10 protein-coding genes are annotated in these 14,397 nt (G+C 69.4%); 9 read left to right on the forward strand and 1 reads right to left on the reverse strand.

The features are described 5' to 3' along the window. Window positions 1-97: 97 nt before the first annotated feature. From QZH52_RS15730 to QZH52_RS15745, 4 genes are all read left to right on the forward strand, one after another. Window positions 98-1,084, forward strand: coding sequence for an exostosin domain-containing protein (locus tag QZH52_RS15730; protein WP_301810693.1), 987 nt, complete (start codon window positions 98-100; stop codon window positions 1,082-1,084). 13 nt (window positions 1,085-1,097) lie between these two features. Beyond that, window positions 1,098-4,826, forward strand: coding sequence for a CHASE domain-containing hybrid sensor histidine kinase/response regulator (locus QZH52_RS15735; RefSeq protein ID WP_301810694.1), 3,729 nt, complete (start codon window positions 1,098-1,100; stop codon window positions 4,824-4,826). Window positions 4,827-4,914: 88 nt separating this feature from the next. After that, window positions 4,915-7,539, forward strand: a complete 2,625-nt coding sequence (gene alaS / locus QZH52_RS15740; protein ID WP_301810696.1) for an alanine--tRNA ligase — start codon at window positions 4,915-4,917, stop codon at window positions 7,537-7,539. 2 nt (window positions 7,540-7,541) lie between these two features. Next, window positions 7,542-8,561 (forward strand): 2-dehydropantoate 2-reductase, encoded by a 1,020-nt coding sequence (locus QZH52_RS15745; RefSeq protein ID WP_301810698.1) that lies wholly within the window; start codon window positions 7,542-7,544, stop codon window positions 8,559-8,561. 61 nt (window positions 8,562-8,622) lie between these two features. On the opposite strand, the gene QZH52_RS15750 is transcribed toward QZH52_RS15745, so the two are convergent. Beyond that, window positions 8,623-9,930, reverse strand: a complete 1,308-nt coding sequence (locus QZH52_RS15750; RefSeq protein WP_301810700.1) for an MFS transporter — start codon at window positions 9,928-9,930, stop codon at window positions 8,623-8,625. 295 nt (window positions 9,931-10,225) lie between these two features. Here QZH52_RS15750 and QZH52_RS15755 point away from each other — a divergent pair, with 295 nt between their 5' ends. Genes QZH52_RS15755 through QZH52_RS15775 form a run of 5 tightly spaced genes read left to right on the forward strand, consistent with a single transcriptional unit; the run spans window position 10,226 to window position 14,388 of the window. Continuing rightward, window positions 10,226-11,209, forward strand: coding sequence for a Bug family tripartite tricarboxylate transporter substrate binding protein (locus QZH52_RS15755; RefSeq protein WP_301810877.1), 984 nt, complete (start codon window positions 10,226-10,228; stop codon window positions 11,207-11,209). A gap of 23 nt (window positions 11,210-11,232) precedes the next feature. Beyond that, window positions 11,233-12,048, forward strand: a complete 816-nt coding sequence (locus QZH52_RS15760; RefSeq protein WP_286531529.1) for an SDR family oxidoreductase — start codon at window positions 11,233-11,235, stop codon at window positions 12,046-12,048. Window positions 12,049-12,073: 25 nt separating this feature from the next. After that, window positions 12,074-12,619, forward strand: coding sequence for a cupin domain-containing protein (locus QZH52_RS15765; RefSeq protein WP_286522628.1), 546 nt, complete (start codon window positions 12,074-12,076; stop codon window positions 12,617-12,619). 35 nt (window positions 12,620-12,654) lie between these two features. Continuing rightward, window positions 12,655-13,512 carry an alpha/beta fold hydrolase gene (locus QZH52_RS15770; protein WP_301810878.1) on the forward strand — a complete coding sequence of 286 codons (858 nt, stop codon included), beginning with the start codon at window positions 12,655-12,657 and terminating at the stop codon, window positions 13,510-13,512. Window positions 13,513-13,539: 27 nt separating this feature from the next. Further along, window positions 13,540-14,388 carry an IclR family transcriptional regulator gene (locus QZH52_RS15775; protein WP_301810702.1) on the forward strand — a complete coding sequence of 283 codons (849 nt, stop codon included), beginning with the start codon at window positions 13,540-13,542 and terminating at the stop codon, window positions 14,386-14,388. Window positions 14,389-14,397: the final 9 nt, after the last annotated feature.

The raw sequence follows: 14,397 nt of genomic DNA on the forward strand, positions 1-14,397 counted from the left end.
TCCCAGTCTCCGGGCGCTGCGCGGCCACTGGAACGGCATTGGAATTCCTTCACCCGCGCCACTTCCTGTGCCGCTGACAGCCCGATGGGTCCATACCATGAAACTTCGATTTCTGAAGCCGAGTTCAACGCCCCTGGCCAGCACCGACACATCGCTGATCGAATCCCTCAGGGCCGAGCTGCTGCAGCGCCCGGGCGTCGTCGAAGAAGACGACCCGGTCCTGGCCGATGCCCTGGTGATCCACGAGCCGTGGGCCTTCAGGGAGTGGCGCTACATCGACAAGCTCATCGCCGATCCGGTGGTCGGCCGCTTCTCCCACAAGGTCTACAGCGTCAACGGCGACGACGCCGCCGCGGGTTTGCTGCGCGGCATCTACAGTTGCCTGCCGCGAAGCCGGTTCGATCCGACGCTGCATGCGGCGACGCCGTTCCTCGCGCAGCCCAACGAGCAGGTGCTCGCGCATGCGGGCAGCCCACGCGGCCCGGCCGCCTTCCTGGGCACCTGGCGCGGCAATCCCAAATCGAACCGGCGGGTGAGGGGCCGCCTGGTCGATCTCTATGCCGCGTCGACCCGCTTGAAGATCGAATCGACCGAAAGCTGGCTCAACCACGGTGCCGACGAAAAGCTGCGCTACGTCGAGTTGCTGCGCGCCGGCCAGTTCTCGCTGTGCCCGGGCGGATGGGCGGCCGCGTCGATGCGGATCTTCGAGAGCATGGCGCTGGGCGTCGCGCCGGTGATCCTCGCCGACGAGTTCGTCGAGCCGGCGGGACCCGACTGGCAGACGTTCTCGCTGCGCGTCAGGGAGCGCGACCTGGGCTCGCTCGAAACGATCCTCCAGGCGCATTCGGACCGCCACGAGGAGATGGGCGCCCGCGCCTACGAAGCCTGGAAGCAGCATTTTCATCCCGACCTCCTGATCGGCTACTACGCCTATGCCTTGCTCGGCTGCATCCGGGCCAACGCGGGATCCGGTTCGCCCGACGAAGACATCGAGCGCTGGCGCTCGCGCCGCATGTACAAGGCCAACGGATGGACCGCACCGCAACGCCTGTCGATCAAGATCAAGCGGCTATTGCGGGTCTAGGTTGACGCCGCCCATGTCGCTGCGGGAGTCGCTGCGCTCGCTGGCGTGGCTCGCCGTCGGGCTGTGCGTGGCCGCGGGCGCCGCTTTTTGGCAGGCCAGCTACAACAAGTCGCTGGCCGAAACGCGCTTCGAGGCCATCTCGCAGCGCGCGGTAGAGCGGGTGGCCGCCCGCATGCATGCCTTCGAATACGGCTTGCGCGGCGCGCGCGGCGCCGTGATCGCGGCCGGCGGCGAGGCCGGCATCACGCGGCTTCGCTTTGCGCAGTACAGCGCGTCGCAGGACATCGAGCGCGAGTTCCCCGGCTCCAGCGGATTCGGCTTCGTGCGCCGCGTGCCGGTCGAACACGAGGCGGACTTCGTCGCCGCCGCCCGGCGCGACGGCAAGCCCGACTTCCACATCCACCAGATCGGACCCAACGCGGGCGAACGCTTCGTCATCCAGTACTTCGAGCCCTCCGATTCCGCCGTTCCCGCGATCGGGCTCGACCTCGCTTCCGAGCCGCGACGCCGCGCGGCCGCCGAGCGCGCGATGCGGTCCGGCGAGATCGCGATGACGGCGCCGATCACGCTGGTGCAGTCCTCGCCGGGGCCGCGCTCGGTCCTGCTGCTGCTTCCGGTCTACGAGATCGAAGCGCCGCTCGACGCGCTCCAGCAGCGCGATCGGCGGTCGCTGCCGGCGCGGGGGACGCCCGAGGAGACCATCGGCTGGATCTACACGCCGGTCGTGCCCGCCGAGGTGCTGAAGGATTTCGACTTCGAGGGGGGGCAGTTCGCGATCAGCCTGTCCGACGCGACGGACGGCGCCGAGCCCGATCTCTTCTTCGTCTCGCCCCAGCAGCCGGCCTCGGCCGGCCAGCTCCGGAGCGTGCTGGCGCTGGAGCTCTACGGTCGGACCTGGAAAGTGGACGTGGTGGCCAAGCCGCAGTTCCTGAAGCAACTCAACCTGCGCAGCCCCTGGCCGGTGTTCCTGATCGTCGCGACGGTGGCCCTGCTGGTGGCGCTGCTGTCCTTCATCGGCCAGCTGACCGAGCGCCGCAAGCTGCAAGAAAGCGAACAGCGCTCGCGGCTGGCGGCCATCGTGACCAGTTCCAACGACGCCATCATCGGCTGCGGCCTGGACGGACGGATCACCGACTGGAACGACGCCGCGGCGAAGATCTTCGGCTACTCAGCCGAAGAGGCGATCGGGCGGCTGACCCACGCCCTGCTGATGCCGACCGACTACCAGCACGAAGAAGAAGCGTTGCTGCGCCACGTCGCCGAAGGCCGATCGGTGGCTGCGTTCGAGACGTTCCGGCGGCACCGCGACGGGATGCCGGTGGCGGTTTCCGTGGCGGCAGCGCCGATCCGATCGGCCGATGGCGGGGTGATCGGCGCCGCCCAGACCGTGCGCGACATCACGCACGAGAAAGCGACCAAGGCGCGCATCCTCGAGCTCAACGCGACCCTCGAGCAGCAGGTGAGCGAACGCACGGCGCAGTTGGTGGCCCTGTCGACGCGCGAGCGTGCCATCCTGGCCGATGCCGCGAGCGCGATCATCGCGACCGACGTTGACGGCGTGGTGACCCTGTTCAACCCCGCGGCCGAAGCCCTGCTGGGCTACACGGCGGGCGAGGTGGTCGACCGCTTCGAGATGATCCGGTTCCACGACCCGGCCGAAGTCCGTGCCCGCGCCGAGGCGCTCGCCGCCGGGCTCGACCGGCCGCTGCGCATTGGCGAGGTCTTCGCCCATGCCGAGGGCGGATTCGGCGCCCATCCCCGGGACTGGACCTGGGTGCGCAAGGACGGCAGCCGCCTGCCGGTGCACCTGAACGTGAGCCCGCTGCGCGACGACGTCAACGCGGTGGTCGGCTTCATCGCGATCGGCTCCGACCTCTCGGAGCGCAAGCTGGCCGAAGAAAAGCTGCGCAGCAACGAACGCTTCATGCGCATCGTGACCGACAACATCCCGGGCATCGTCGCTTACTGGACGACCGACATGCGCTGCACCTTCGCCAACAGCGCCTACCAGCGCTGGCTGGGGCGCTCGGCCGAGCAGATGGCCGGCATCACGCAGCTGGAGCTGCTCGGCCCCGAGCAGTTCGGCATCAACGAGCCCCACATGCGCGCCGCGCTCGCCGGAGAGGAGCAGCGCGTGATGCGCACGCGCACCCTGGCCGACGGCTCGATCGCGCACTACTGGCTGCACTACATTCCCGATCGCGACGAGGCCGGCGTGGTGCAGGGCTTCATCTCGGTGGCGGTGGACGTGACCGACATGCGGCGGGCGCAGGAGCAGCTCGAGGTGCTGAACCTGGCGCTCAAAGAACGCAGCGCGCAGGCCGAGTCGGCGAACCGGGCCAAGAGCGAATTCCTGGCCAACATGAGCCACGAGATCCGCTCGCCGCTGAACGCCGTGATCGGCCTGGCCTACCTGCTGCGGCAGACCCGGCTGGACGACACGCAGCGCGATTTCCTGCAGAAGATCGACGCCGCCAGCAGCGCGCTGCTGGGCGTCATCAACGATGTCCTCGACATCTCGAAGATCGAGGCCGGCGAGATGGCGCTCGACGAATCCGGCTTCAAGCTGCAGGAGCTGCTCGACGGCGTCATGTCGATGGCCTCGGTCAATGCCGGCGGCAAGGACATCGCGTTGCGGCTGGAGCGCGAGGACGGCCTGCCGGCGCAGCTGCGCGGCGACCAGACGCGGCTGCGCCAGATCCTGGTCAACCTGATGAGCAACGCGGTCAAGTTCACGGCCGAGGGCGCGGTGCGTCTGTGCGTGACGCTCGAGGAGCGGCAGGGCCGGCGGGTGCGCCTGCGCTTTGCCGTGATCGATACCGGCATCGGCATCGAGGCGCAGGTGCTGGACCGCATCTTCGCGCCTTTCACGCAGGCCGACACATCCACCACGCGCCGCTTCGGGGGCACCGGGCTGGGGCTGTCGATCGTCAAGCAGTTGGTCGAACTGATGGGCGGCGAGATCGGCGTCGCGAGCACGCCGGGCCAGGGCAGCGATTTCTGGGTCGTGCTGCCACTGGAGATCGCCGACGACACGGCGGCGGCGGCGCCCGTGCAGCCCGACCTGGCGGAGATCCGGGTGCTGGTGGTGGACGACAGCCCGGTCAACCTGCTGGTCTGCCAGAGCATCCTGGTGCGCGCGGGCGCCGAGGTCAGCCTGGCAAAGGACGGCCGCGAAGCGGTCGAGAAGCTGCGGGCGGACCCCGCCGCCTTCGACGTGGTGCTGATGGACGTGCACATGCCGGTGCTCGACGGCAACGAGGCGACCCGGCTGATCCGCGGCGAACTCGGCCTGGTCGCGCTGCCGGTGATCGCGCTGACCGCCAGCGCGCTGGTGGCCGAGCGCCTCCGGGCCTTCGAGGCCGGCATGAACGACTTCGTCAGCAAGCCCTTCGACGCCGAAGTGCTGATGCGCACGGTGCGGCGCTGCGTGGAGCGGGCGCGGGCGGGGGGGCTGGCGGGCCCGCCGGAGGATGCGGCGCCGCCGACGCCGGTCCCGGCGCCGGTGCCGCCGGTGGTGTCCATCCTGCGTCCCCAAGACCTGGCGACGCTGATCGACGCCCTGCGCGCGCGAAGCGCCTCGGCGCTGCCGCGCCTCGACGAACTCGCGCCGGCCCTGCGGGCCCATCTCGGCGAGCAGCGCTTCGGCGCCCTCGAGCGGGCGATGCAGACGCTGCGGTTCCGGCGTGCCGCCGAGATACTCGAAGGGGCCGACGCGGGCGGGCAGGCCCGAAACCTATAATCGCAGGCTCCAGCAGATCAAGCAGTCAGGTGGGTTCGAAGCAGGGGCTGCCCCCATCCGGCCGCCGTTGCACAAGCGAAAACCCAAGATGAGCCAGCCCACCTTCAGCGTCGCCGACATCCGCAAGTCGTTCCTCGATTTCTTCGCGACCAAGGGCCACACCGTCGTGCCCTCCAGTTCGCTGGTGCCGGGCAACGACCCGACCCTGATGTTCACGAACTCCGGCATGGTCCAGTTCAAGGACGTGTTCCTCGGCAGCGACCGCCGCCCCTACGTGCGCGCCGCCTCCGTCCAGGCCTGCCTGCGCGCCGGCGGCAAGCACAACGACCTCGAGAACGTCGGCTACACCGCGCGCCACCACACCTTCTTCGAGATGCTGGGCAACTGGAGCTTCGGCGACTATTTCAAGCGCGAGTCGCTCAAGTGGGCGTTCGAGCTCCTGACCGAGGTCTACAAGCTGCCCGCCGAGAAGCTCTGGGCCACCGTCTACATCGAGGACGACGAGGCCTACGACATCTGGACCAAGGAAATCGGCCTGCCGCCCGAGCGCGTGGTGCGCATCGGCGACAACAAGGGCGGCCGCTACATGTCCGACAACTTCTGGATGATGGCCGACACCGGCCCCTGCGGTCCGTGCAGCGAGATCTTCTACGACCACGGCCCAGGCATCGCGGGCGGCCCGCCCGGCAGCCCCGACGAAGACGGCGACCGCTACATCGAGATCTGGAACAACGTGTTCATGCAGTTCGACATGCAGCCCGACGGCAGCGTCAAGCCGCTGCCGGCGCCCTGCGTCGACACCGGGATGGGCCTCGAGCGGCTGGCCGCGATCCTGCAGCACGTGCACAGCAACTACGAGATCGATCTGTTCGACGCGCTCATCAAGGCGGCGTCGCGCGAGACCGGCGAGAAGGACCTGGGCAACAAGAGCCTGCGCGTGATCGCCGACCACATCCGCGCCACGGCGTTCCTGGTGGCCGACGGCGTGATCCCGTCGAACGAAGGCCGCGGCTACGTGCAGCGCCGGATCGTGCGCCGCGCCATCCGCCACGGCTACAAGCTGGGCCAGAAGAAACCCTTCTTCCACAAGCTGGTGCCCGACCTGGTGGCGCTGATGGGCGATGCCTATCCGAAGCTGCGCGCCGACGAGCAACGCATCACCGCCACCCTCAAGGCCGAGGAAGAGCGCTTCTTCGAGACCCTGGCCAACGGCATGGAGATCCTCGATGCGGCACTGGCCGACGGCGCCAAGGTGTTGCCGGGCGAGGTCGCCTTCAAGCTGCACGACACCTACGGCTTCCCGCTCGACCTGTCGGCGGACGTCTGCCGCGAGCGAAACGTGGCGGTCGACGAGGCCGGCTTCAACGCCGCCATGGAAAAGCAGAAGGCCGCCGGCCGCGCGGCCGGCAAGTTCAAGATGGAACGTGCCGTCGAGTACGGCGGCGCCGGCAATGTCTTCACGGGCTACGAGCATCTCGAAGAGAAGGCGACCGTGGTCGCGCTGTACTTCGAAGGCGCGCCGGTCGCGCAGCTGAAAGAAGGCCAGCCGGGCATCGTGGTGCTCGACACCACGCCGTTTTACGCCGAGAGCGGCGGCCAGGTCGGCGACCAGGGCGTGCTGGTGGCCGAAGGCCTGCAGTTCGGCGTCGAGGACACGCAGAAGATCAAGGCCGACGTGTTCGGCCACCACGGCACCCAGACCCAGGGCACGCTGAAGGTCGGTGATGCGGTCACGGCCCGGGTCGACACCGATCGCCGCGCCGCCACGATGCGCAACCACAGCGTGACCCACCTGATGCACAAGGCGCTGCGCGAGGTGCTGGGCGAGCATGTGCAGCAGAAGGGCTCGCTGGTCGACGCCGACAAGACGCGCTTCGACTTCGCGCACAACGCCGCCGTCACGCCCTCGCAGATCCTCGAGATCGAACGCCGCGTGAATGCCGAGATCCTCGCCAACCACGCGACCCAGGCCCGGCTGATGGACATGGAGTCGGCCCAGAAGACCGGCGCCATGATGCTGTTCGGCGAGAAATACGGCGAGACCGTGCGGGTGCTCGACATCGGCAGCAGCCGCGAGCTCTGCGGCGGCACGCACGTTTCGCGCACCGGCGACATCGGGCTCTTCAAGATCACCAGCGAAGGCGGCGTGGCCGCCGGCGTGCGCCGGATCGAGGCGGTGACCGGCGCCAACGCGCTGGCCTACCTGCAACAGCTCGAGGCCACGGTGCACAGCGCGGCCGCGACGCTGAAGACGCCGGCCTCGGAGCTGCAGGGCCGGCTCGCGCAGGTGCTCGAGCAGGTGAGGGCGCTGGAGCGCGAGGTCGGCTCGCTCAAGGGCAAGCTCGCCTCGTCCAAGGGCGACGAGCTGCTGGCGCAGGCGGTCGACGTCAACGGCGTCAAGGTGCTGGCGGCCAAGCTCGACGGCGCCGACGCCAAGACCTTGCGCGACACGATGGACAAGCTCAAGGACAAGCTCAAGACCGCGGCGATCGTCCTGGCGGCGGTCGACGGCGGCAAGGTCCAGATCGCGGCCGGCGTCACGGCCGACACCATGGGCCGCGTGAAGGCCGGCGAGCTGGTCAACTTCGTCGCCCAGCAGGTCGGCGGCAAGGGCGGCGGCAAGGCCGACATGGCGATGGCCGGCGGCACCGACGCATCGGGCGTCCCGGCGGCGCTGAAGTCGGTGCAAGGCTGGGTCGCCGAGCGCCTCTAGCCATGGGGAGCGACGACGCGGCGCTCGACATCCTCGTGATGGGCGCCGGCACCATCGGCTCGTTCATCGGCGGCAGCCTGGCGGCATCGGGGGTACGTGTCGGCTTCGTCGGCCGGCCGCGCGTACTCGGTGCCCTGGCGCTGCAGGGCCTCACGCTGACCGATCTTGAAGGCCGCCGCACCCACGTGCCGCCAGCCGAGTTGCATCTCTTCGAACGCGTCCCCGCCGACATCCGGCCGGCACTGGTTCTGCTCACGGTCAAGAGCGGCGCCACCGCCGACGCCGCGGTCGAACTCGCCGCGGCGCTGCCGGCCGGCACGCCCGTGTTGTCGCTGCAAAACGGCGTGGCCAACGCGCGCGTCGCCGCAGAGGCCGGGCCCGGCCTGCGGGTGCTGCCGGCCATGGTGCCCTACAACGTGGCCGAAGTCGGGCCCGCGACCTTCCATCGCGGCACCGAAGGGCGGCTGGCGGCCCAGGACGATGCCGCGCTTCGGCCCTGGGTGGCGGTCTTCGAACGCGCCGGGGTGCCGATCGATTTGCATGCCGACCTGCTGCCGGTGCAGTGGGGCAAGCTGCTCTTCAATCTCAACAATCCGGTCAACGCACTGTCTGGCCTGCCGCTGCGCGAGGAGTTGCTGCAGCGTGGCTACCGGCGTTGCTTCGCGGCGCTGATCGAGGAGGCGCTGGCCGTGCTGGGGCGCGCCGGCATCATGCCGGCCCAACTGGGCGCGGTGCCGCCGGCGCGAATTCCGCCGATCCTGCGGCTGCCGACCCCACTGTTCCGGCTGGTCGCGGCGCGGATGCTGCGCATCGATGCCAAGGCGCGCTCCAGCATGGCGGACGACCTCGCGCTGGGCCGGCGGACCGAGATCGACGTGCTCAGCGGCGAGGTGGTGCGGCTGGCCCAGAGCCACGGCATGCAGGCGCCGCTCAATGCGCGGATGGTCGAGCTGGTGGAAGCCTGGCCGGCCCGCCGCGAGCGCTGGCCGGCGCGGCAGTTGCTGACTCAGTTGGGGTTGTAGCGTCCTACGCGGCTCTCCACCCGCCGAGTCGCAGGGGCGGGTGCGGAGGGCGGCCGTGGCGTCAGGCCACCGACGGCTTCCGTCCCTTGCGATAGAGGATCAGCGTCGCCGTCAAGCCGCAGGCCGCGGCCACGCTGAGCCACCAGGCCGGCGCCGCCTTGTCGCCGCTCGCTTCGATCAGCCAGGTCGAGATCGCCGGCGTGAAGCCGCCGAAGACCGCGGTCGCCAGGCTGTAGGCGAGCGAGAAGCCGACCACCCGGACCTCGACCGGCATCACCTCGGTCAGGGCCACGACCATGGCGCCGTTGTACATGCCGAACAGGAACGAGAACCACAGCAGCACGTCGAGCATGCGGCCGAAGCTGGGCGCCGCAGCCAGCCAGTGCATCGCCGGATAAGCCGTGAAGATGGCGAGCAGCGTGACCGCCAGCAGCAGCGGCTTGCGGCCGATCCGGTCGGACAGGGCGCCGCCGATCGGCAGCCAGATGAAGTTGGTGACGGCCACCAGCAGGGTCACGATCAGGCTGTCGCGCGCGCTCAGGTGCAGCACGGTGCGCCCGAAGGTCGGCGTGTAGACCGTGATCAGGTAGAAGGTGGTGGTGGTCATCGCGACCAGCAGCATCCCGCACAGCACCACGCGCCAGTTGCGCGCCATCGACTGGAACACCTCGCGGGTCGTCGGGTGGTGCTTGCGGGCCTGGAAGGCCTCGGTCTCCTGCAGCGAGCGGCGCAGCACGAAGATGCACGGAATGATCATGCAGCCGACAAAGAACGGGATCCGCCAACCCCAGTCGGCCAGCACGGTTGGCGACAGCATCTCGTTGAGCGCGAAGCCGAGCGCTGCGGCCAGCACGATCGCGACCTGCTGGCTGGCCGACTGCCAGGCGGTATAGAAGCCCTTGTGGCCGGGCGTCGCCATCTCCGACAGGTAGACCGAGACGCCACCGAGTTCGGCGCCGGCGGAGAAGCCCTGCAGCAGCCTGCCGATCAGCACCAGCACCGGCGCCACCACCCCGATGGTCTCGTAGCCCGGCACGAAGGCGATCAGCACCGTGCCGCTGGCCATGATCGCCAGCGTGACGATCAGGCCCTTGCGCCGGCCGACCTCGTCGATGTAGGCGCCCAGCACGATGGCGCCCAGCGGCCGCATCAGGAAGCCGGCGCCGAACACGGCGAAGGTCAGCATCAGCGAGGCGAAATCGCTGCTGGCGGGGAAGAAGGCTTTCGAGATGTAGGTGGCATAGAAGCCGAACAGGAAGAAGTCGAACTGCTCGAGGAAATTGCCGCTCGTGACGCGCAACACGGCGCCGAGCTTGGAACTGCTGGCCGGCGGCGCCGAAGAGGCGTTGGCGAGGGTGGCGGTGTTCATGGGATGTCTCCTGCGGGTCAGCGGCGCGGTCGCCGCACGGTCCGTTCATCGTAGGAGGCCAAGCTGTCGATCAGCCGTCCGCGCGCTCGGGGTATGTCCCGCCCCATCAGGTCAGGTCGCGCTCAGCGCCGCCGAGGTAGCGCCGGATTTTTCCCAATGAAACTTAGGGTTTTTACCTATATTTCATCCGCGTTTCACGATCTATTCTTCGTCCATCGTTTCATTAATAAATCAGCGATTCATTAGTGAAACAAAGCGAATCTTCCCCAACGCCAAGGAATCGCCTCCCATGATGATCAAGAACCCCCGCCGCCAGATGCTGGCCCTCGCGCTCTGCGCCGCCGCTGCCGGCGCCGCCGGTCCGGGCTGGGCCCAGGCCTGGCCGACCAAGCCGATCACGCTCGTCGTGGCCTATCCGGCCGGTGGCGACACCGATGCGCTGGCCCGGCTGTTCGCCGAGAAACTCTCGGCACGGGTCGGCCAGCCGGTGGTGGTGGACAACCGCCCCGGCGCCAGCGGCGTCATCGGGAGCAGCTTCGTTGCCAAGGCACCCGCGGACGGCTACACGCTGCTGGTCGCGCCGAGCACCTTCTCGATCGCGCAGATCGTGCTCAAGACCGGCGCTGGTGCCGGCTACGACGTGGTGAACGGCTTCACGCCCATCATTCAGACCGCGATGATGCCGCTGTTCCTGGTCTCCGGCCCCGGCAGCGGCGCCAAGAACCTGAAGGACATGGTGGCCGCCGCCAAGCGCAGCCCCGACCTGTCCTATGCCAGTCCCGGCAGCGGCTCGCCGATGCACATCCTCGGCGAGATGTTCAACAAGTCGGCCGGCCTGAACATCAAGCACGTCCCGTACAAGGGCGTCGCGCCGGCGATCAACGACGTGCTTGGCGGCCACGTGCCGCTGACCGCGGTCACCTACGGCCCGATCGCGCCCTACCTGCCAAGCGGCAAGGTCACGCCGCTGGCGGTGGCCGACAAGGCCCGTTCGCCGCTCGCGCCCAACGTGCCGACGCTGGCGGAGCTGGGCTACAAGGACATCGAGGTGATGGCCTGGAACGGCATCTTCGGTCCCAAGGGGCTGTCGCCCGAGATCGTGAAGACGCTCAACGGCCACTTCAACGAGATCCTCAAGATGCCCGACGTCGCCGCCAAGATGGCGGTGTTCGGCGCGCTGCCGCTGGGCGGCACGCCCGAGACCCTGGGCAAGACCAACGCCGCCGACTTCGAACGCTTCGGCCGCGTGATCAAGGAACTCGGCATCCAGGCCGATTGAGCACACCGCACCGAGGACACGACATGACCCAGCCCAGCGGCACCCCCGACCAGCAGAGCCTGCAAACCCTTCTTGCGGAACTGCCCGCCAACCTGTTGGCCGGCCGCAAGGTGCTGGTCACGGGCGCGGCACGCGGCCTCGGCCTGGCCTTCGCCAAGTGCATCGCCGCCGCCGGTGGCGCCGTCGTGATGGCCGACATCCTGTCCGACCTGGTGCAGACCGAGGCCGCGGCACTGCGGGCGGCCGGCTCCACCGCACACGGACTGGCGGTCGACCTCTCGGACCCGGCCTCGATCGACGCCTGCGCCGAAGCGGCCGTCGCCGCGCTCGGCGGCCTCGACGGCCTGGTCAACAACGCCGCCATCACCAACTCCGGCGGCCGCGATGCGCATGCGCTCGAAATCGACATGTGGGACCGCGTGATGGCGGTCAATGTGCGCGGCACCTGGCTCATGAGCCGCGCCTGCCAGCCGGCGTTGGCCGCGAGCGGCCGCGGCGCGATCGTCAACCTGGCGTCGGACACCGCGCTGTGGGGCGCACCCAACCTGCTGGCCTATGCGTCGAGCAAGGGCGCCGTGGTCTCGATGACGCGCTCGCTGGCGCGCGAGTGGGGCGGCGAAGGCATCACGGTCAACGCCGTGGCACCCGGCCTGACCCTGGTCGAGGCGACCGAATACGTGCCGATGGCACGCCACCAGAAATACCTCGAAGGCCGCGCGATCCCGCGCGAGCAGCAGGCCGCCGACGTATGCGGCGCGATGCTCTTTGCCCTCTCGGGCCTGTCGCGCTTCGTGACCGGCCAGCTGCTCGCCGTCAACGGCGGCTTCGTGATGCACTGATTTTTTCGACCAAGGAGTAAACCCGATGAGCGATTTGTCCGAACAACAGAAGATCGACGGCGCCGCCGACACCCTGGCGCAGCCCGAAGGCAGCAGCCTCCAGCAATGGATGGAAACGCGCATCGCGCGCTATGCCACCCGCAAGTACGACTGGGACGCGCTCAAGTTCCAGGCCGACCTCGATCCCAAGTTCCGCCGCGCGCAGATGCGCTACGTGGGCACCGGCGGCACGGGCGTCGCCAAGGACGTGAACACCGTGCCGGCCGAGAACTTCACCTTCTCGACCATGGTGATCCCGGCCGGCCACGAAGGCCCGCCGCACCTGCACACCGACGTCGAAGAAGTGTTCTTCCTGATCCGCGGCAAGCTCAAGGTCGTCATCGAGAAGGACGGCGAGCGCTTCGAGACCATCATGACCGACCGCGACCTGATCTCGGTGCCGCCGGGCGTCTACCGCGAAGAAATCAACATCGGCGACGAAGACGCGCTGATGTGCGTGATGCTCGGCGCCAAGAAGCCGGTGACGCCGACCTACCCGGCGGACCATCCGCTGGCCAAGATCAAGCGCTGATCCCCGGCATCGAGCACCAGCCCGTGAGCGCCGCCATGAACCCCGCCGCGACCCTGCCGCCCTCCGAAGTGGCGCGCCTCGAAGCGCGCTTCCCCGCGCGCGCCGTGACGCTGCGCGGCGGCGGCGTGATGTCGGTGCGCGAATGCGGCAGCGGACCGGCGCTGGTCTGCCTCCATGGCATCGGGTCGGGCGCCGCGTCCTGGCTCGACACGGCCTTGCTGCTGGCGCCGCAGGCGCGCGTGCTGGCCTGGGATGCCCCCGGCTACGGCGCGTCGACGCCGCTCGCGCCCTCGCAGCCCACGGCCGCCGACTATGCCGAGCGGCTGGGCGCGATGCTCGACGCACTCGACATCGACCGCTGCACGCTGGTCGGCCATTCGCTCGGCGCGCTGACCGCGGCGTCGGCGGCGCGGCCGGGCTCGGCGCTGGCTGCGCGGATCGCCCGGCTGGTGCTGATCAGCCCCGCCGCCGGCTACGGCGCGCCCGAACGTGCCGACGAGCGCCGCCGCGTCCACGCCCAGCGCATCGAGGCCTTGTCCGGGGCCGGCATCGCCGGCATGGCGGCGCGCGCCGACACCCGGCTGCTGTCGGCCGGCGCCGGCGAACAGGCACGGCAATGGGTGCGCTGGAACATGTCGCGACTGAACGACGGAGGCTATCGGCAGGCGATCGAACTGCTGTGCGGCGGCGATCTGCTGGCCGACCTGCCGCCAGCCATGCCGGTGCGGGTGGCGTGCGGTGCCCTCGACGTCGTCACGCCGCCGGCCGGCTGCGCCGAGGCGGCCCGCAAGTGCGGCGTCGCGCTCGAAACGATCGCCGACGCCGGGCATGCCAGCTACGTCGAGCGGCCGGAAGCCGTGGCGGCCCTGCTGCGCGACGTTCATGCCGCCTGACCGATCCCAATTCAACGAAGAGACACCATGGCAAACAACGACATCGAATCGATCGAAGAGGGCGCGGACCGCTACAACGTGCCGGCGCTCGAGCGCGGCCTGCGCCTGCTGTGCGAGTTCAGCCGCGAGCACCGTTCGCTGTCGGCGCCCGAACTCGCGCGCCGCTTCGACCTGCCGCGCTCGACCGTGTTCCGGCTCCTGACCACGCTCGAGAACATGGGCTTCCTCGAGCGCGCCGAAGGCGGCCGCGACTACCGCCTCGGCCTCGCCGTTCTGCGGCTCGGCTTCGAATACCTGGCCTCGCTCGAACTGACCCAGCTCGGCACGCCGCTGCTGCAGCGCCTGTGCGACGAGCTGCGCACGCCCTGCAACCTGGTGGTGCGCGACGGCCGCTCGATCGTCTATGTCGCCAAGGTCGCGCCGCCCACGCCCTTCGCCAGCTCGGTGACGGTGGGCACGCGGCTGCCGGCACACGCCACCGTGCTGGGCCGCATCCTGCTCGAGGACCTGACCCTGGTGCAGCTGCGCGCGCTCTACCCGGAAGACAAGCTCGAGGCTTTCTCGCCGCGCACCCCGGTCACGGTCGACCAGCTGTTCGACATGGTCCAGGCCGACCGCAAGCGCGGCTACGTGCTGGGCGAGGGCTTCTTCGAATCCAACATCTCGACCATCGCCGCACCGGTGCGCGACCACAGCGGCCACATCGTGGCGGCGCTGGGCGCGACCATCACCTCGGGCCATATCGACGAAAGCCGCATGGACGAGATGGTGCAGCGCGTGCGCCAGACCGCCGACGAAATCTCCGGCCTGCTGAACTACGCGCCGGCCGCCAAGGGCCAGGTGATCCCGCTGCGCGGCGGCGACCTCGCAGCCTGAGTTGCGCAC

The organism is Variovorax ginsengisoli, assembly GCF_030486595.1.
GTDB classification, from domain to species: Bacteria; Pseudomonadota; Gammaproteobacteria; order Burkholderiales; family Burkholderiaceae_C; genus Variovorax; species Variovorax ginsengisoli_B.

Excerpts from the sequence above, each read along its gene's own strand:
- QZH52_RS15770 (WP_301810878.1), top strand. The coding sequence starts at position 12,655 with ATGAACCCCGCCGCGACCCTGCCGCCCTCCGAAGTGGCGCGCCTCGAA.
- alaS (WP_301810696.1), top strand. The coding sequence starts at position 4,915 with ATGAGCCAGCCCACCTTCAGCGTCGCCGACATCCGCAAGTCGTTCCTC.
- QZH52_RS15745 (WP_301810698.1), top strand. The coding sequence starts at position 7,542 with ATGGGGAGCGACGACGCGGCGCTCGACATCCTCGTGATGGGCGCCGGC.
- QZH52_RS15765 (WP_286522628.1), top strand. The coding sequence starts at position 12,074 with ATGAGCGATTTGTCCGAACAACAGAAGATCGACGGCGCCGCCGACACC.
- QZH52_RS15750 (WP_301810700.1), bottom strand. The coding sequence starts at position 9,930 with ATGAACACCGCCACCCTCGCCAACGCCTCTTCGGCGCCGCCGGCCAGC.
- QZH52_RS15775 (WP_301810702.1), top strand. The coding sequence starts at position 13,540 with ATGGCAAACAACGACATCGAATCGATCGAAGAGGGCGCGGACCGCTAC.
- QZH52_RS15730 (WP_301810693.1), top strand. The coding sequence starts at position 98 with ATGAAACTTCGATTTCTGAAGCCGAGTTCAACGCCCCTGGCCAGCACC.
- QZH52_RS15760 (WP_286531529.1), top strand. The coding sequence starts at position 11,233 with ATGACCCAGCCCAGCGGCACCCCCGACCAGCAGAGCCTGCAAACCCTT.
- QZH52_RS15735 (WP_301810694.1), top strand. The coding sequence starts at position 1,098 with ATGTCGCTGCGGGAGTCGCTGCGCTCGCTGGCGTGGCTCGCCGTCGGG.